Annotated in this window: 16 protein-coding genes; 8 read left to right on the top strand and 8 right to left on the bottom strand. The window is 66.6% G+C overall.

The window, feature by feature from the left end:
- The first annotated feature begins 48 nt into the window (after positions 1–48).
- Positions 49–945: a lipid A hydroxylase LpxO gene (gene lpxO, locus ACUDCK_RS21765; protein ID WP_144655300.1), complete on the top strand. Its 897-nt coding sequence runs from the start codon at positions 49–51 to the stop codon at positions 943–945.
- Positions 946–1034: 89 nt separating this feature from the next.
- Positions 1035–1808, top strand: a complete 774-nt coding sequence (locus ACUDCK_RS21760; RefSeq protein ID WP_054501098.1) for an SDR family oxidoreductase — start codon at positions 1035–1037, stop codon at positions 1806–1808.
- A gap of 52 nt (positions 1809–1860) precedes the next feature.
- On the opposite strand, the gene ACUDCK_RS21755 is transcribed toward ACUDCK_RS21760, so the two are convergent.
- The 6 genes from ACUDCK_RS21755 to ACUDCK_RS21730 all read right to left on the bottom strand — a co-directional run bounded on the left by ACUDCK_RS21755 (position 1861) and on the right by ACUDCK_RS21730 (position 8287).
- Positions 1861–2505, bottom strand: a complete 645-nt coding sequence (locus ACUDCK_RS21755) for a histidine phosphatase family protein (protein ID WP_064524061.1) — start codon at positions 2503–2505, stop codon at positions 1861–1863.
- A gap of 49 nt (positions 2506–2554) precedes the next feature.
- Positions 2555–3463 (bottom strand): LysR family transcriptional regulator, encoded by a 909-nt coding sequence (locus tag ACUDCK_RS21750; RefSeq protein ID WP_006385483.1) that lies wholly within the window; start codon positions 3461–3463, stop codon positions 2555–2557.
- Between the two features lie 24 nt (positions 3464–3487).
- Positions 3488–4573, bottom strand: a complete 1086-nt coding sequence (locus ACUDCK_RS21745) for an ABC transporter ATP-binding protein (RefSeq protein WP_006385482.1) — start codon at positions 4571–4573, stop codon at positions 3488–3490.
- Between the two features lie 16 nt (positions 4574–4589).
- Entirely contained in the window at positions 4590–6299 is a 1710-nt protein-coding gene (locus ACUDCK_RS21740; RefSeq protein WP_175167544.1) for an ABC transporter permease, read from the bottom strand.
- Between the two features lie 86 nt (positions 6300–6385).
- A complete protein-coding gene (locus tag ACUDCK_RS21735; RefSeq protein ID WP_175167545.1) occupies positions 6386–7711 on the bottom strand; it encodes an ABC transporter substrate-binding protein in 1326 nt (441 codons plus the stop codon).
- A 144-nt stretch (positions 7712–7855) separates the two neighbouring features.
- Positions 7856–8287, bottom strand: coding sequence for a FlxA-like family protein (locus tag ACUDCK_RS21730; RefSeq protein ID WP_116792844.1), 432 nt, complete (start codon positions 8285–8287; stop codon positions 7856–7858).
- 131 nt (positions 8288–8418) lie between these two features.
- On the opposite strand from ACUDCK_RS21730, the gene ACUDCK_RS21725 reads away from it, so the two are divergent.
- Entirely contained in the window at positions 8419–9729 is a 1311-nt protein-coding gene (locus ACUDCK_RS21725; protein WP_054501102.1) for a solute carrier family 23 protein, read from the top strand.
- 111 nt (positions 9730–9840) lie between these two features.
- Here the strand turns inward: ACUDCK_RS21725 and ACUDCK_RS21720 are convergent, their stop codons facing one another.
- The gene (locus ACUDCK_RS21720) at positions 9841–11460 is read right to left on the bottom strand and encodes a methyl-accepting chemotaxis protein (RefSeq protein WP_175167546.1); all 1620 of its coding nucleotides are present in this window, start codon (positions 11458–11460) and stop codon (positions 9841–9843) included.
- Between the two features lie 699 nt (positions 11461–12159).
- Between ACUDCK_RS21720 and greA the strand changes: the two genes are divergently transcribed.
- The gene (gene greA / locus ACUDCK_RS21715) at positions 12160–12636 is read left to right on the top strand and encodes a transcription elongation factor GreA (RefSeq protein WP_006385475.1); all 477 of its coding nucleotides are present in this window, start codon (positions 12160–12162) and stop codon (positions 12634–12636) included.
- A gap of 133 nt (positions 12637–12769) precedes the next feature.
- On the opposite strand, the gene ACUDCK_RS21710 is transcribed toward greA, so the two are convergent.
- Positions 12770–13372: a YhbY family RNA-binding protein gene (locus ACUDCK_RS21710; RefSeq protein WP_049075379.1), complete on the bottom strand. Its 603-nt coding sequence runs from the start codon at positions 13370–13372 to the stop codon at positions 12770–12772.
- An 18-nt stretch (positions 13373–13390) separates the two neighbouring features.
- On the opposite strand from ACUDCK_RS21710, the gene ACUDCK_RS21705 reads away from it, so the two are divergent.
- From ACUDCK_RS21705 to glmM, 4 genes are all read left to right on the top strand, one after another.
- Entirely contained in the window at positions 13391–14023 is a 633-nt protein-coding gene (locus ACUDCK_RS21705) for an RlmE family RNA methyltransferase (RefSeq protein WP_006385473.1), read from the top strand.
- A 229-nt stretch (positions 14024–14252) separates the two neighbouring features.
- Positions 14253–16151 carry an ATP-dependent zinc metalloprotease FtsH gene (gene ftsH, locus ACUDCK_RS21700; RefSeq protein ID WP_054501104.1) on the top strand — a complete coding sequence of 633 codons (1899 nt, stop codon included), beginning with the start codon at positions 14253–14255 and terminating at the stop codon, positions 16149–16151.
- Between the two features lie 18 nt (positions 16152–16169).
- Positions 16170–17015, top strand: coding sequence for a dihydropteroate synthase (gene folP / locus ACUDCK_RS21695; protein WP_054501105.1), 846 nt, complete (start codon positions 16170–16172; stop codon positions 17013–17015).
- Positions 17012–18355, top strand: coding sequence for a phosphoglucosamine mutase (gene glmM / locus ACUDCK_RS21690; protein ID WP_054501106.1), 1344 nt, complete (start codon positions 17012–17014; stop codon positions 18353–18355). Before folP ends, glmM begins: the two co-directional genes overlap by 4 nt.
- Positions 18356–18557 lie beyond the last annotated feature (202 nt).

The raw sequence follows: 18557 nt of genomic DNA, 5'->3' as shown, positions 1-18557 counted from the left end.
CGCTTGGGCGCGCAGAGGGCGCGCCGCAAGTGAATTGAGGACAAAAGAATGAAGTGGTTCATTCTGGCGTTATTCATCGTATGCGCCACGGTAGTCCACTACCGTGGCCGCGTACGACACCGGTTCTCGCGGCAGGCATTGGATCACTCCACCTTCACGGCGCCGCTGAACTGTTTCATGTACGCGTTCTCCAGCGTGCCCAACAAGCCCTATCTCGACCTGGACCAGTTCCCGGAACTGAAGGTCTTGCTGGACCGCTGCGAGGAAATCCGCGCCGAGGCCGTCAACCTTTATGGCGACGGCCACATCAAGGCGTCGGACAAGTACAACGATGCGGGCTTCAACTCGTTCTTCAAGACGGGCTGGAAGCGCTTCTACCTGAAGTGGTATGACGCCGACCATCCGTCGGCCGAGGCCCTCTGTCCGGTCACGACCAAGCTGCTGGCGGGCATCCCGACCATCAAGGCCGCGATGTTCGCTTCGCTGCCCCCGGGAAGCCGCCTGCCGCGCCATCGTGATCCGTACGCCGGTTCGCTGCGTTTCCACATGGGCCTGATCACGCCGAACAGCCCCGACTGCTACATCAACGTCGACGGCCAGGAATACTACTGGCGCGACGGCGAGGCGGTCGTGTTCGACGAGACCTTCATCCATTACGCCGAAAACAAGACCGACCAGAACCGGATCATCCTGTTCGCGGACGTCGAGCGCCCCATGCGTTACCGCTGGGCCCAGGCGTTCAACCGCGTGGTCGGCGGCTTCCTGTTGCGCGCGGCGGCCGCGCCCAACCAGGAAGGCGACGCCACCGGCGGCATCAATCGCATCTTCGGCGCGGTGTATGCGGTGCGCCGCTTCGGCAAGGCGCTCAAGAAGAAGAGCAAGCCGCTGTACTACCTGTCCAAGTGGGCGCTGGTGGCGGCGATCTTCGCGCTGATCTTCCTGTAAGACTCGCGCCGACCTTCCTGTAGCATAGCGGGCGGGGCCTCTCTTGCGAGAGGCTCCGCCTTTTTTCATCCGACCCGGGGCGAGCCTCCATGGACAGAGTATTCATCACCGGCGCCAGCAGCGGCCTGGGCCGCGCGTTGGCGCAGCGCTATGCCGCCAGCGGCGCCACGCTCGGCCTGCTGGGCCGGCGCGAGGACGCGTTGCGGGAGCTGGCCGCCAGCCTGCCGGGCCAGCATCGCTGCTACGCGGTGGACGTGCGCGACCGTCAGGCGCTGCACGCGGCGGCGCAGGATTTCATTGCGTTCTGCCAGGGGCGGGTGGATGTGGTCATCGCCAGCGCCGGCATCAGCGCCGGCACGTTGACCGGCCATCACGAAGACTACGAGGTATTCAAGGCCATCGTCGACACCAACCTGCTGGCGACCGTGGCGACCTTCGAGCCGTTCGTCGAGCCGATGCGAGCCGCCGGCGGCGGCCGGCTGGTCGGCATCGCCAGTGTCGCCGGCGTGCGCGGGCTACCGGGCGCGGGGGCGTACAGCGCCTCCAAGTCGGCGGTGGTGACCTACTGCGAAAGCCTGCGGCTGGAACTGGCGGGCGACGGCATCCGTGTCGTCACCATCGCGCCGGGGTACATCAAGACCGCGATGACGGCGCACAATCCGTACAAGATGCCGTTCCTGATGGACGCCGACAAGTTCGCGCAGCGCGCCCAGGCGGCGATTGGGCGCGGCACCACGTACACGGTGATTCCCTGGCAGATGGGCGTGGTGGCGAAACTGATGCGCCTGCTGCCCAACGCGGTCTACGACCGGCTGGCGCGCAACGCGCCGCGCAAGCCGCGCAAGGCGGACAAAGCCGGCTGAGCCGCAGGGCGTCAGCGGCCAGGGCGTCAGGACGACACCCTGGCGCAGGCCATCACGGCACGACGTCGTTGCCGACTTCAGTGTCCACGTGGCCCACGTCGCCCCAATCCAGCACTTCCCACTGCCGGCCGCGCACGCCGACGCGGTTGATGCTGACGTTCAGCAGCGCCGCGTCGCGCGGCGCGTTCAGCGGCACGCCGCTGGCATGGCGCCAGATGATGTCCAGCACGCCGCCGTGGGTGAACATCAGGATGCGTTCGCCGTCATGGCGGCTGGCCACGTCATCCACCGTGGAGATGACGCGCGACTGGAACTGGCCCAGCGTCTCGCCGCCGTCCAGCGGGCGCAGCGGGTCGCGGCTGCGCCAGGCGGCTGCCGCTTCCGGCGCCAGCACGTCGATGCGGTCCAGGTCCAGCCCTTCGAGCACGCCGAAGCCGCGCTCGCGGATGCCGGGCTCGATCCGCACGCGCAGGTCCAGTTGTTCCGACACCGGCGTGGCGGTGGCGTGGGCGCGCTGCAGGTCGCTGCTGTAGATGGCGTCGATCGGCGTGCTGCGCGCGTCTTCGCGCAGGCGCGAGGCCAGCAGGCCGGCCTGGTTGCGGCCGAATTCGTTCAGGGGGATGTCTTGCCAGCCCTGCAGGCGGCGCTGGCGGTTCCAGTCGGTTTCGCCGTGGCGGATGAACCAGATTTCAGTCATTGCGGTGTCGATACGGTGGGGAAGGGCGCGGGTGGCGGACCGACCCGGCTCAGAGCGGCTCGGGCGCGACGGGCGCGCGCGGCTTCCAGATGGCTTGAATCACCGAGCTTAACGCGACCAGCGCGGGCTCGCTAGCGCGTTCGTAGGGCAGGATGAAGCCGAGGGTGGCGTCGGCCCGCGCCTGGCCCCACACCATGAAGTCGCCCGAGGCCGCGCCGGCCAGTGCGGTTTCCTCGCGCAGCAGCGCGCAACCGGCGCCGGCCCGCACCAGCGCCTCCAGATTGGCCTGATCGTCATTCTGCATGGCGATGCGCGGCGACAGGCCGTGGCGCTCGAACATGTCGCGCAATAGCAGGTGGGTGTGGCTGCCGGCGGGACCGTCCAGCCACGGCAATTGCGCCACCTCGCGCCAGCCGCCGCGCTTGAGCACGGCGGCGTGTTCGGTCGGCAGCGCGATGCGGTACCGCACGCTGCGCAGCGGTAGCCACAGCACGCCGCGCGGCGGGTGCGCGGCGATGGTCAACGCCGCTGGCAGCCGGCCGGTGCTGACCTGCTCGGCCAGCACGGCGGTGGGCTGGATCTGCGTCTTCAGTTCGATCAGCGGCAGCCGCTGCGTGATGGCCGCCGCCAGCTCGCCCAGCCGCAGGAAGTCGGGCTTCTCGCTGGGCAGGCCCAGTTCCACCACGCCCTGCAGGCTGCCTTGCAGTTGCTGCGCCTCGGACTTGAACTGCGCGCCCAGCACCAGCAGCGATTCGGCGGTGGGCAGCAGCATCTCGCCGGCCTTGGCCAGCGCCAGCCGCCCGCCGCTGCGGTCGAACAGCGCCACGCCCAGGCTCTGTTCCAGCGCCTTGATCTGCGCGGTGACGGCGGGCTGGGTCAGCGACAGCGCTTCGGCGGCCCGCGTCAGGTTGCCCAGGCGGGCAACCGTGACGAAGGCGCGGATCTGATAGATTTCCATGCCGCCTTTGTAGGGGAAGCGGGCTCAGGCGGCAAGCAGCCGTACTTGCGTCGGCTCCAACCCGATCGACACCGGCGCGCCCACCGGGAACGGCGACAGCCCCGCCAGGTGCGACTGGTCGGCCGTCAGGCGCTGTTCGCCGATCTGCACCTGGTAGCGGGTGAATTCGCCCAGGAACTCGCTGCTTTCCACCACGCCCGGCAGCCATACGTAGCGCGCGTCGCCCAGCCCGTCGGCCATTTCGATCTGCACCGTGTGCGGCCGGAAGCTGGCCGCCAGCCGCTGCGCCGCGGGCGCTTCGGCCGCCAGCGGCAGGTGCAGGTCGCCCACGCCTTCCACTGCCAGCACCACGCTGCCGCTGGTGCGCTCGCGCACCTCGCCCTCCAGCACGTTCATGGTGCCGACGAAGTTGGCCACGAAGCGGTTCACCGGATAATCGAACAGCGTGCTGGGGGCGCCGATCTGCTGGACCACGCCGTGGTCCAGCACCGCCATGCGGTCGGCGGTGGTCATGGCTTCTTCCTGGTCGTGGGTGACGAAGATGGTGGTGATGCCGAGCCGCCGCTGCAGGCTCAGCAGGTCCTGGCGCATCTGCACGCGCAGCTTCTTGTCCAGGTTCGACAGCGGCTCGTCCAGCAGCAGCACCTGCGGTTCGATCACGATGGTGCGCGCCAGCGCCACGCGCTGCTGCTGTCCGCCGGACAGTTGGTTGGGGCGGCGGCGTGCGTACTGCGACAGCCCCACCAGCTCCAGCGCGGCCTCGACCTTGGCGCGGATCTGCTCGCGCGGCAGCTTGCGCTCGACCAGCCCGAACGCCACGTTGTCCCACACGGTCATGTGCGGCCACAGCGCGTAGTTCTGGAACACCATGCCGATGTTGCGGTCCCATGGCGGGATGGCGCTGATGTCCTTGCCATCCACCAGCAACTGGCCGGCGTCCTGCCGGTTGAAGCCCGCGATCAGGCGCAGCAGGGTGGACTTGCCCGAACCCGACGGCCCCAGCAGGGCGAAGAACTCGCCCGGTTCGATGTGGATGTTGACGTCCTTGAGCACTTCCGTCTTGCCATACGACAGCCGGATGTTGCGGCATTCAACGCTGACTTTCTTCATGTCGATTCCCCTTGATTCAGGCCGTCTCGTCGTGACGCGCCGGGCGCTGGCGCGCCTGGGCGCGTTCCACCAGCAAGTGCGAGACATAGGTGCCGATGGCGACCGCGGCCACCGCCAGCACGCCCAGCGCGGCGCCCGGACCCCGGCCCGCGGCGCTCTGCATGTACAGATAGATGCCATAGCTCATCGGCGCCTGGCTGTCCTTGGTGACCAGCATGATGGTGGCCGACAGCTCCACCGCCGCGGTCACGAAGCTGGTCACGAAACCGGCCAGCATGCCGCCGGCCATCAGCGGCACCACCACCCGCCGGATGGTGCGCAGGCGCGTCGCGCCCAGCGATTGCGCCGCTTCCTCCAGCGATACGTTGATCTGCTGCAGCGCGGCCACGCACGAGCGCAAGGCGTAGGGCAGCCGCCGCACCGAGTACGCGATCATGATGATGATCCACGACGAGGTCAGCAGCGTGCCGGTGCCCGGGATCTCCACGCCGCGGAACGTGCGCAGCAGCCCGATCGCCAGCACGATGCCCGGGATCGCCAGCGCCGCCGACGCCAGGAAGTCCAGCCACTGGCGCGCCGGCAGCCGGGTGCGCAGCATCAGGTAGGCGATGGCGGTGCCCAGGATCACGTCCACGCCCGCCGCCAGGCCGCAATAGAGCAGGGTGTTGGCGATCATGCCCTGCGATTCGCTGAACACCGCGCTGTAGTGCGCCAGCGTGTAGCCGTCCGGCAGCGGCGCGAAGCTCCAGACGCTCGCCAGCGACAGCAGCAGCACCCCCATGTGCGGCGACAGTACCAGCAGCAGCACCAGGATGATCCAGCCATAGGCCAGCACGCTTTCGGCCGGGCGCAGCTTGCGCTTCTGGATCGAGTTGCCGCCCTTTTGCAGCGTGGAGTAGTCGCGGCCCTTGAGCACGCGCGCTGACAGCCACAGCGCCAGGATCGAGAAGGCGATCATGATGACGCTGATGACGTAGCCCAGCGGATCCTCCAGCCCCACCTGCGTGATGCGCAGATAGGCCTGCGGCGCCAGCATGTTGGTGGTGCCCAGCACCAGCGGCGTGCCCAGGTCGTCGAATACCTTCACGAACACCAGCGAGGTGCCGGCCACGTAGCCCGGCAGCGCCAGCGGGAAGATCACGCGGCGAAACAGCCGGAAGCCGCGCGCGCCCAGGTTGAAGGCCGCTTCCTCCATGGCGCCGTCGATGTTGCGCAGCGCCACCACCAGGTTCATCAGGATGAACGGGAAGTAGTGCAGCGCCTCGACGAAGATGACGCCGTTCAGGCCTTCCATGAACGGGATGGTGAAGCCGAACCAGTCGTTCAGCAGCAGGTTGACGCTGCCCGAGCGGCCGAAGATGAGCTGCATCGCCACCGCGCCGACGAAGGGCGGCATGATCAGCGGCAGCACCCCCAGCGTCTGGATGAGGAGCGCGCCGCGGAAATCGAAGCGCACCGTGAAGTACGCCAGCGGCACCGCGATCAGCGAGGCCAGCAGCGCCGACCAGCCCGCCACGTAGAGGCTGTTGAAGAACGCCTCCAGCATCAGCGGCTGGTTGAAGAACGCGCCGAAGTGGCCGATGGTGAAGCCGCCGTCGGCGTTGACGAAGGCGCTGTAGAACACCGTGCCCACCGGCACGGCCAGGAACAGCGCCAGGAAACCCAGCACCAGGAGCGCGGCCAGCACGGGGCCGGCGGGCAGGCGTGAATGGCCCGGAAGATTCATCGAGATTCCCGTAAAGGTTCAGGACAGGCCGCCCGCGGCGGGCGGCGGCCGGACGGGGCGAGCCCCCCGTCCGGCGCGAGCCGGGCTCAGAGCGCCGCGGCTTCCCGCGCCAGTTTCACGGCCTGCTCATAATTGCTCTTGGCCGTGCCGTTCCATTCGCCTTCCAGCTTGGTGATCTGCTGGTTGACCGCGGCGTCTTTCTTGTTGCCGCTGAAGATCTTCAGGAACTCGGGATCGGCGGCCTGCTTGCCGTCCACCAGCGGCGCCCAGGCCAGCTTGCGGGCCTGCGCCAGCAGTTCGGCCGGCTTGCCGCTCTTGGCCTTGTCGCCGAGCTTGGCCTCGGCGTCGTAGATCGCCTTGGTCGCCGCCTGCAGTTCCTTCAGGCGGAATGTGACGGTCTGGTCGTACAGCGACTGCACCACGTAGTAACGCGTCTGCGACAGGTCGGCGTTGAACTGCACCTTGCTGCGGCGCGCGATCTCGGCGGGATCCGGATAACCCTGCGGCACCTTGCCGCCCAGCGCCGAATACGGCAGCACCGGCAGGCGCGAGATCTTCGGTTCCAGCAGCAGTTCCTGGCCCGCCTGGCTGAGCGTGAAAGCGATGAACTTCTTGCCTTCCTCGGTGTTCTTGGCGCCGTCGATCAGCGCGATGTTGGCCGGCACGATGGCGGTCTCGGAGGGATAGACGAATTCCACCGGGAACTTCGAGTACTTGCTCGACAGGCCGAAGAAGTCGATCACCGGCCCCGCGCCGAACTGGCCGTTGTTGACGCCGTCCGGTACGCCGAACGAGCGCTCGGTCACCGCGCTGCTGTTGCCCGACATGCGCAGCAGCGTGTTCCAGCCGTCGTCCCAGCCTTCGCCCTGCAGGATGGTCTCGACCGTCAGGTGCATGGTGCCCGAGCGCGACGGCGAAGTGATGCCGACGTGGCCGAACCAGTGTGGCGCCAGCAGGTCTTTCCATTCGACCGGCGCGGGGATCTTGTGCGCGGCGATGTAGCGCGTGTTGTAGACGATGCCGTAGCCGGCCAGCGCCTGGCCCAGGTACATGCCGCCCGGGTCGTTGATGGGGTAGTTGCCGATCTTGTCCGGCACGTCCTTGTTGGCGACGTCCGAGGACTTGGCCAGCAGCTTGTCGCGGCCCAGCACCTCGAAGGCGTCCGGGGCGCTGGCCCAGAACACTTCCGGGCGCTGGCCGGCCGGCGTCTCGCGCACGTAGGCAATGCCGGACACGGTGTTCTTGTTGAGGATCTCCAGCGTGATGCCGGGGTTGGCCTTCTCGAACGCGGTCTTGTAGGCCTGGGTCAAATCTTTCGGGAACGACGTGATCACCGTGACGATGCCCGCCAGGGCGGGGGCGGCGCAGGCGGCCAGCAGCGCCCCTGCAAGGGCTGTGCGCATTGCATGCATGGTTTGTCTCCGTGGTTTTTCGATTTGTCCGGAGACCTTAGCGGCTGCATGCGCCGCCAGTCCAATCACAAATTTTGATGCGCGCCATCAGTGTGGCGGGCATTCGGGAGAACCCGCGCGAGCGCGCGGGCCTGGGGCGGCCGCCTAGGCCGTGGCGGACACGCCGCCGTTGGCCTTGGTCATCGCCTTGATCTTTTCGTTCATCACCTGCTGGATCTGGTTCATGATCTGCAGCGCCTGCCCGTTCAGGGCCTGCATTTGCGTGGCCTTCTGCTCCGCCGACGCGTTGCTGTCGCGCACGCGTTCGATTTGCTCCATGACGCGCTTGAGCTGGCGCTGCAGTTCCTTGATCTGCCGGGTGTAATGATCGTCGTTTTCGGACGATTCGGTTTCCTCGGCCTGGCCCACCTTCATCGCGCCGGCGTTGTTGACGCGGATCTTGCCGTCTGGCGTGACGCTGACGCCCGGATCGCCGGCCTTGGCATCCTTGGCTTCCTTGTTGGCCTGGATCTTCTGCGCCCACAGGTCGGCCATGCTGCCGATGCGCGAGGTGCCGCTGATGGAATCGATGGCCATGGAGGTCTCCTGGGAGGGAATTGACTGGGGTTTCCACTAATACGGCATTGCGGCGGGGAACTTAAGTTGCCGCCCGTTCCCGGCCCCCTTTACACTGGCGCCCGCTCACACCAATCACTCCCGGGGATTCCATGTCCAATTCCTATTTTCCGCGCTGGCGCCTGGCGGACGACGCCGAGCCCGGCGTCATCATCGCGCCCGACGAACGGCTGTCCTGGCCCAAGAACGTGGCCATGGGGGCGCAACACGTGGTGGCGATGTTCGGCTCCACCGTGCTGGCGCCGCTGCTGATGGGCTTCGATCCCAACGTCGCCATCCTGATGTCGGGCATCGGCACCCTGATCTTCTTCCTGTTCGTGGGCGGCCGGGTCCCCAGTTACCTGGGTTCCAGCTTTGCCTTCATCGGCGGCGTCATCGCGGTTACCGGCTATGCCGGCGGCGGGGCCAACGCCAACATCGGCGTGGCGCTGGGCGCCATCATCGCCTGCGGCCTGGCCTACACGCTGATCGGCGTTCTCGTCTGGATCGCCAACGGCCGCGCCGGCGGCGGCGCCAACTGGATCGACACCCTGATGCCGCCGGTGGTGACGGGCGCGGTGGTCGCGGTGATCGGCCTGAACCTGGCGCCTATCGCCGCCAAGGGGGCCATGGGCGCCTCGGGCTTCGACAGCGCCATGGCAATCGTCACCATCCTGTGCGTGGGCGGCATTGCGGTCTACACCAAGGGCATGGTGCAGCGCCTGCTGATCCTGGTCGGCCTGATCCTGGCCTGCGTGGTCTACGCGATCTTCGCCAACGGCATGGGCCTGGGCAAGCCGATCGACTTCTCGGCCGTGTCGGCCGCCGCCTGGTTCGGGCTGCCGCACTTCGCCGCGCCCGTGTTCAAGGCCGAGGCCATGGGCCTGATCGTGCCGGTGGCCATCATCCTGGTCGCCGAGAACCTGGGCCACGTCAAAGCGGTCAGCGCCATGACCGGCCAGGACCTGGACCGCTACCTGGGCCGCGCCTTCGTCGGCGACGGCGTGGCCACCATGGTCTCGGGCGCCGTCGGCGGCACCGGCGTCACCACCTACGCCGAAAACATCGGCGTGATGGCGGTGACCCGCATCTATTCGACGCTGGTGTTCGTGATCGCCGCGCTGATCGCCATTGTGCTGGGCTTCTCGCCCAAGTTCGGCGCCCTGATCCAGACCATTCCCGCGCCCGTGCTGGGCGGCATGTCGGTGGTGGTCTTCGGCCTGATCGCCATTGCCGGGGCCCGCATCTGGGTGGTCAATCAGGTCGACTTCAGCGACAACCGCAACCTGATCGTGGCCGCGGTCACGCTGGTGCTGGGCGCGGGCGATTTCACCGTCAAGCTGGGCAACTTCACGTTGGGCGGCATCGGCACCGCGACCTTCGGCGCCATCATCCTGTACGCGTTGCTGCGCCGCAAGAAATAGGGCGGGGCGGTTGCCCTGCCTGGCGCCCGTCCCTCGGGCGCCGCGCCCGGCCCGCGGCGGCCGGCCGCGAGGCGGCAGCTCCGCTGGCCGGGCGCGACAGGCCGGCGCCGCTCAGGAACGCGACAGCCGCGACGCCGGCGTCCGGCCGCCCACCTGCACCGGGGCCGCCTCGATCACCTGGCCCGACTGGGTCTTGAAGACCGCGGTCGCCTCCGCCAGGCGCCTGGCCTGATCCTCCATCGCCGACGCGGCCGCCGAGGCCTGCTCCACCAGCGCGGCGTTCTGCTGCGTCACCTCGTCCATCTGCGAGACCGCCAGGCTGACCTGGTCGATGCCGCCGGCCTGTTGCGCCGAGGCCGCCGAGATCTCACCCATGATGTCGGCCACGCGCTGCACCGAGGTCACGATTTCGTCCATGGTCTGGCCGGCGGCCGCGACCTGCGATGAGCCGGCCGCGACCGTATCGACCGAGGTCTCGATCAGGACCTTGATCTCCTTGGCCGCCTGCGCCGCGCGCTGCGCCAGGGTGCGCACCTCGCCCGCCACCACGGCGAAACCCTTGCCCTGTTCCCCGGCACGGGCTGCCTCCACGGCGGCATTCAGCGCCAGGATATTGGTCTGGAAGGCAATGCCGTCGATCACCGATACGATGTCGGCGATGCGCCGCGAACTCTCGGAAATGCCCTGCATGGTGGCCACCACCTGGCCGACCGTCTGGCCGCCGCGCTGCGCCACCTCCATGCTCACCGCCGCCAGTTGGTTGGCCTGGGCGGCGTTGTCGGCATTCTGCTTGACGGTGGCGGCCAGCTCTTCCATCGTCGAGGCGGTCTCTTCAAGCGCGGCTGCCTGCTGCTCGGTGCGGGTCGACAGATTGGCATTGCCGGCGGCGATCTCGGCCGCGCCGACATTGATCTCCTCGACCCCCTGACGCACCGTGGTCACCGTGCGGGTCAAGCCGTCCTGCATGCGCCGCACCGCGGAAAACAGCGTGCCGATCTCATTGTTGGAGCGGGCGTCGACCCGCTGGGTCAGGTCGCCCGCGGCGATCCGGTCGAAATGCCGGCCGGCGTCCTGCAGCGGCAGCAGCACGCCGCGGCGGATGAAGGCCCAGCACAGCACCGCCAGCAGCAGCGCCACCGACAGCAGGGCGATGGCCGAGATGCGGGCGGTCGAATAGGTGCTCTGCGACCTTTCCAGCACGCTGTCGCTGCGTTCCTGGACCCGCGCCAGGAACACCTGCATGTCCTTGGCGAAGTCAGCGTCAGCCTGGCGCACCCGCGCTTCGTTCTGCTGGTAGCGCGCGACCGAGCGCTCCTTGAGCGCCGCGTCCAGTTCGCCCAGCGCGGCGGCGTAGGCGTTGAAGCGGCCCTGCAGGACCCGCGCCAGCTCCTGGCCGCGCTCGCTCTTGGGCACCGCCATGTAGCGGTCGAAGCGCTCGCGCGCCAGTTTGAGCTGTTCGGCGGCGGCGGCTTGCGCGCTGTCCGCCTGGTCGTTGGCGCCGGACTGCAGGTCGGCGATGCCCGTGCCCAGCGACAGCCGGGCGCGCAGTAGCGCGGCATTGGATTCATAGAGCGGATCGACCTGATGCACGGCCACATTATTCAGGTCCTCGATTTCGTGCATGCTGTTTTCGGCGTTCATCCAGCTCAAGCCGCAAGCCAGCGCCAGGGTAATCACAAAGCAGGCCAACACCAGCATCATGCCCGTACGGACTTTCAATTTTTCCAGCATGGGAGCTCCCGTTCTTGAACGCGCTCCACCGCAGGCGTGGATCCTGTGCCCACCGGCGCTGCGGCAGAGGGACGAACGTCGCGCCGGATGACTGCGATGCGTCCGCCCAACCTGCAACACGCACAATCAATCGCTTTACGCGTGGCCGACATGGGCGGCTCGCGTATCCCTTCGCTTGAAACAGGAAAATGCCGGCTAATACCGGCATGTATTTAATTGTTATTAATGGGCCAGTTTGTCGGTTATACCTTTTTTATTGAGCACCACATCGCGTTTTTACATAAACCTCGCCGTGGTCGGGTTTGTCCTTACTGTTGAGTATCTTTTGTGCAACGCCGGCGCCGATCCGGGAAACGACGGGTTTTAGCGGGTTACGGCGGCGAAATGCGCCGAAAAAGCCGGTTTCTCCGGTGGCTTGCAATTCCGGCGGACTTTGACCACAATATGACCTTGATTGCCCCGGTTCCGACCCGAGCCGGGGTTTTGTTTTGGTCGCAGCTTGCCGCATTCGTCCGGCGGGCCGGCCCGAGCGGGCGCAAGGGGATCCATCGGGTTCAGCTTTGCCCGCCCCTGGCCGTTCCGTTCCTGGCGATGCCCGTCACGAGTCCGCTTCCGACGGCGCCCCATGCGTCAGGTCCAAGACCTTCACACCGAGAACGCTCCGTCGGGGGCGTTTTCTACTTTTGTTTGGGAAACGACATGTCTGCCATTCCTTTGACCGTGCGCGGGGCCGAGCGCTTGCAAGAAGAGCTCCAGCGGCTGAAAACCGTGGAACGTCCCGCCGTCATCAACGCTATCGCCGAAGCGCGCGCGCAGGGCGATCTGTCGGAGAACGCCGAATACGATGCGGCTCGCGAGCGCCAGGGTTTCATCGAGGGCCGGATCGCCGAGCTTGAGGGCACGCTTTCCAATGCCCACCTGATCGACCCGACTTCGCTCGAGGCCGAAGGTCGCGCCGTGTTCGGTGCCACCGTCGACATCGAGGACCTGGATTCGGGCGATCGTGTGACGTACCAGATCGTCGGCGACGTTGAAGCCGACATCAAGTCGAACCTGATCTCCGTGTCGAGCCCCGTGGCCCGCGCGCTGATCGGCAAGAGCGAAGGCGACGTGGTCGAGGTCAAGGCCCCGGCCGGTGTTCGCGAGTATGAAGTATTGAGCGTGCGTTACATCTGACGCTGGCTCTGAGCGGTAAAATCAGCAAAGCACCATAGCCCGCACCGGGTATCCGGCACGGCAACACTGCGGAACGCTATGGTGGATCGGGCGCGTAAAGCGCCCGTTTTTGTGCCCGGCGGAACTGCCCGGATTACCTTTTGGGCGACGACTTGCGGCTGGTGCCGCTGCGTGCTCCGGCGCGCAGGCTCAGCGCGCTGCCGGCGCGGCGCGGGATGCCGTGGCTGCCGGAGGCGGTCTTCTTGTTGCTGGGGCGCATCGGCTTGCCGTTCTTGTTGAGCTGGTCCTGCGGCACGAAGCGCGTCTTCGGCTTGGGCTCTTCGGTTTCGGAGCGGCGCGGACGCTTGGCCAGGGTCTTGCCTTCGGCGGCGAGCTTCTTGGGCGTATGCGGCTCGGAGGCGCGGCGCTTGGCGGGACGTTCCGGCTCGAGGGCGGCCAGCACGGGCGGTTTGATGTTGCCGGCCAGCGGGCGGAACAGGATCAGGGTCTTGCCCAGGTGGTGCACCGGGGCGCAGGACAGGGTGTCGCAGATGGTCGACAGCATGGCCTCGCGGGCCTCGCGATCGTCGCCGCCGGCCCGGACCTTGATCAGGCCGTGGGAAGTGAGTGCCAGGTCGATTTCCTTGAGCACGGCTTCGGTCAGGCCGTTGTCGCCGATCAGGACGACGGGGCGCAGAGGGTGAGCGGCGGACCGAAGGTCGCTGCGCTCACGAGAGGTAAGTTCTAATATAGGCATGCGTGGAATTGTACGGTAATGGCCAAGAATAAATTCTCCAAAGACTGGATTCACCAGCACATCAACGATCCCTATGTGAAGATGGCGCAACAGAAGGGCTACCGGGCCCGCGCCGCCTTCAAGCTGATCGAGATTCTCGACACCGAGAAGCTGCTGCGGCGTGGCGACCTGGTCGTCGACCTGGGCTCGGCCCCCGGCAGTTGGTCGCAGGTGGCGCGCGAGCGCCTGGCGGGCCCGGGCGGCGTGGTGGACGGGCGCATCATCGCCCTGGACATGCTGCCCATGGAGCCCGTGGCGGGCGTCGAATTCATCCAGGGCGACTTCCGCGAGGATGACATTTTGAAACAACTGGAAGACATGGTCGGATCGCGCGCGGTGGATCTTGTAATCTCCGACATGGCCCCCAACTTGTCAGGCGTGGGTATCGCCGACGCCGCGCGCATCCAGCACGTGTGCGAGCTGGCGATGGAGTTTTCCCTCGCCCATCTCAAGCCCAACGGGGCGCTGATCGTCAAGGCATTCCACGGAACCGGCTTTTCGCAGATCGTGGAGTCCTACAAACAGCACTTCAAGCGGGTGGTCGAGCGCAAGCCGAAGGCATCGCGGGACAAGTCCTCCGAAACCTTTCTGGTTGCGCGCGATCTGAAATAGCCCGCGCCGGGGCACGTGCCCCGGTGTCACAAGAACCCACCGGTCCGACGACGGCCGGCCTGCCGAGACAAAGACCAGCAAAATCACGAATCAGACGTAACTTAGCGGCCCCGCCCCTTCCCAGGACGCAACCCGGTCCGACAGGGTAGAATGGGCTATTGACATACTTGTGACTGTGCCATATGCGGGTGCGCGGTCGCCGGTCGGAATCGAAAGCAGGAGATCGACCTTGAATAATTCATTTTCGAAAGTCGCCGTCTGGATGGTGATAGCCCTGGTGCTATTCACGGTCTTCAAGCAGTTCGACGGACGCGCGCAGACCCAGGACGGCGTGACCTACACGCAGTTCATGGACGACGCCAAGGCGGGCCGTATCCGCAAGGTGGACGTGCAGGGCGGCCCTGGCGGCGACGTGCTCTACGTCACGCCGGACGCGGGCCGCCCCTACACGCTGACCTCGCCGGGCGACCTCTGGATGGTTTCCGACCTGCTCAAGTATGGCGTGCAGGTTTCGGGCAAGCCGCGCGAAGAGCAGTCGCTGCTGATGAGCATCTTCGTGTCCTGGTTCCCCATGCTGCTGCTGATCGGCGTGTGGGTGTTCTTCATGCGCCAGATGCAGGGCGGCGGCAGGGGCGGCGCGTTCAGCTTCGGCAAGTCGCGCGCCCGCATGCTCGACGAGAACACCAACCAGATCACCTTCGCCGACGTCGCCGGCTGCGATGAAGCCAAGGAAGACGTCCAGGAACTGGTCGACTTCCTGCGCGATCCCAGCAAGTTCCAGAAGCTGGGCGGTCGTATTCCGCGCGGCGTGCTGATGGTCGGCTCGCCCGGCACCGGCAAGACGCTGCTGGCCAAGGCCATCGCCGGCGAAGCCAAGGTGCCGTTCTTCAGCATTTCCGGCTCGGACTTCGTTGAAATGTTCGTCGGCGTGGGCGCGGCCCGCGTGCGCGACATGTTCGAGAACGCCAAGAAGCACGCGCCCTGCATCATCTTCATCGACGAAATCGACGCCGTCGGTCGCCAGCGTGGCGCCGGCCTGGGCGGCGGCAACGACGAACGCGAACAGACGCTGAACCAGATGCTGGTGGAAATGGACGGCTTCGAGTCGGGCCAGGGCGTCATCGTCATCGCCGCCACCAACCGTCCTGACGTGCTGGATCCGGCGCTGCTGCGTCCGGGCCGCTTCGACCGCCAGGTCGTGGTGCCGCTGCCGGACATCCGCGGCCGCGAACAGATCCTGAAGGTCCACATGCGCAAGGTGCCGCTGTCGCCCAACGTCGACGCGACCATCCTGGCGCGCGGCTGCCCGGGCTTCTCCGGCGCCGACCTGGCCAACCTGGTCAACGAAGCCGCGCTGTTCGCCGCGCGCCGCAACGGCCGCACGGTCGATATGTCGGACTTCGAGAAAGCCAAGGACAAGATCATCATGGGCGCCGAGCGCCGCTCGATCGTCATGCCCGAAGAGGAACGCAAGAACACCGCGTACCACGAATCCGGCCACGCCATCGTCGCCCGCATGCTGCCCAAGACCGATCCGGTCCACAAGGTCACCATCATTCCGCGCGGCCGCGCGCTGGGCGTGACGATGCAGTTGCCGGAAAGCGATCGCTACAGCATGGACAAGAGCCGCCTGTTGTCGACCATCGCGGTGTTGTTCGGCGGCCGTATCGCCGAAGAGATCTTCATGAACCAGATGACCACCGGCGCCTCGAACGACTTCGAACGCGCCACGGCCATCGCCCGCGACATCGTCACGCGCTATGGCATGACCGACGAGCTGGGTCCGATGGTCTACGCCGAGAACGAAGGCGAGGTGTTCCTGGGCCGCAGCGTCACCAAGACCACGCACATGTCCGAAGCCACCATGCAGAAGGTGGACTCCGAGATCCGCCGCATCATCGACGAGCAGTACGGCGTTGCGCGCAAGATCCTGGAAGACAACCGCGACAAGGTCGAAGCCATGACCGCCGCGCTGCTCGAATGGGAAACCATCGACGCCGACCAGATCAACGACATCATCGAGGGCCGCCCGCCGCGTCCCCCGAAGACGCCGCAAGGTCCGTCGGATACGTCGGATACGCCTCCGACCGGCCTGGCCGCCGGCGGTAACACGGCAGCCGCGGTCTGAGGTCTTTCGTCCTGATTTATGGCGAATAACTTCCTTTGCGGGCGCTTCGAGTTTGATCTCGAGCGCCCGCTTGTCATGGGTATCGTCAATGTCACGCCGGATTCGTTTTCCGACGGCGGCCAGCACGACGATACCGACGCCGCGGTGGCGCATGCGCGCCGCCTGATCGACGAAGGCGCGCAGATCCTCGATCTGGGCGGCGAGTCGACGCGACCCGGCGCCGAGCCGGTGGCGGTCGCCGACGAGCTGGACAGGCTGCTGCCGGTGATCGAGGCGCTGCGCGACTGCGGCGTGCCTTTGTCGATCGACACCTTCAAGCCCGAGGTCATGCGCGCCACGCTGGATGCCGGCGCCGACATGATCAACGACATCTACGGCTTCCGGCAGCCCGGCGCCATCGAGGCGGTGGCGCAGTCGCGTTGCGGTCTGTGCGTCATGCACATGAAAGGCGAGCCGCGCACCATGCAGGCGACGCCGCCCGAATATTCCGACCTGATCGGCGAAATCGGTCTCTTTCTGGGGGCGCGGGCGCAGAAGCTGCGCGCCGCCTGGATCGATCCCCGACGCATCGTGCTGGACCCCGGCTTTGGGTTCGGCAAGACCGCCGACCAGAACTTCCAATTGCTGCGCCGGCTGTCTAGCCTGCGCAGCGGCGGTTATCCATTGCTGATCGGCCTGTCGCGCAAGAACATGATCGGCCAGGCCACCGGCCGGCCGGTCGGCGACCGGCTGTCCGGCAGCATTGCCGCCGCCCTGGCCTGTGTGGCCCGTGGCGCCTCGATCGTGCGGGTGCACGATGTGGCGGCCACGGTGGATGCGCTCAAGGTCTGGCAGGCGGCTGAACAAGGAGCAATCACTTCATGACTCAACGCAAGTATTTTGGTACCGACGGTGTGCGCGGCGAAGTCGGCGGCCCGGTGATCAACGCGGAATTCGCCCTGCGCCTGGGTTATGCCGCCGGCCGCGTGCTGGCGCGCGAACACGCGGTGCGCGGCGGCAGCCGCCCGCAGGTGGTGATCGGCAAGGACACGCGCATTTCCGGCTACATGCTGGAATCGGCGCTCGAGGCCGGGCTGTCGGCCGCGGGCATCGACGTGCTGCTGGCCGGCCCGATCCCCACGCCCGCCGTGGCCTACCTGACGCGCGCGCTGCGCCTGGTCGCGGGCATCGTGATCAGCGCCTCGCACAATCCGTACCAGGATAACGGCATCAAATTCTTCTCGGCCCAAGGCATGAAGTTGCCGGATGAGATCGAGGCGGCCATCGAGGCCGCCCTGGATGAGCCGCTGGGCTGTGTCAGCTCCGAAGGGTTGGGCCGCGCGCGCCGTATGTCGGACTCCCAGGGCCGCTACATCGAGTTCTGCAAGAGCACGTTCCCCAACGACCTGGACCTGAACGGCATGACGATCGTGGTGGACGCCGCCCACGGCGCGGCCTACAACATCGCGCCGCACGTGTTCCGCGAGCTGGGCGCCGAAGTGCACGCGATTGGCGTGCACCCGGATGGCTTCAACATCAACAAGGGCGTGGGCGCGCTGCACCCGGAGCAGTTGGCCAAGGAAGTGAAGGCGCGTGGCGCCCAGCTCGGCATCGCGCTGGACGGCGACGCCGACCGCCTGCAGATGGTGGACGGCGACGGCCGCATCTACAACGGCGACGAACTGCTGTACGCCATCCTGCGCGAGCGCATGCAGCGCGGCAAGGTGGACGGCGTGGTCGGCACGCTCATGACCAACTTTGGTTTCGAGCGGGCGCTGCAGCGCCTGAATGTGGGCTTCGAACGCGCCAACGTGGGCGACCGCTACGTGCTGGAACAGATGCAGGCGCGCGGCTGGCTCTACGGCGGCGAAAGCTCCGGCCACCTGTTGTGCCTGGATTGCCACTCCACCGGCGACGGCATCATCGCCGCGCTGCAGGTGCTGACCGCGCTGCGCCGCAATCATGCCTCGATGGCCGAATGGATCAAGGACCTGCGCATGTATCCGCAGAAGATGATCAACGTGCCGCTGACCCCGGGCCAGGACTGGAAGACTCATCCGGGCCTGACCGCCGCGCGCCAGGCCGTCGAGGCCGAACTGGGCGACCGCGGCCGCGTGCTGATCCGCGCCTCGGGCACCGAGCCCAAGCTGCGTCTGATGGTGGAGGCCGAGGACGAAACCCTGGCAGTGACGTCAGCCGAGAAGCTGGCGGCCAGCCTGGGATAAGCCAACTTCGCCAGGACCGGACATGGCCATTCATTGCTTTGCGATGAATGGCCATTGTTTGTTGGGAATAAGTATTGTTTTGTAAAGTTTTGTCGAACTTTGCGGAATTGTGGCCGCAGCGCTCCGAACTAAACTTCATAGTCACGTAACATATTGGTCAAGTCTTTGACATACAGGGCGTCCAAACTGACCGGACTCTCTA

The organism is Achromobacter sp. CF-sbj1-Ac2-l, from assembly GCF_052698165.1.
The sequence above is the reverse complement of the archived record's forward strand: the minus strand, read 5'-3'. Positions and strand labels throughout refer to the sequence as shown.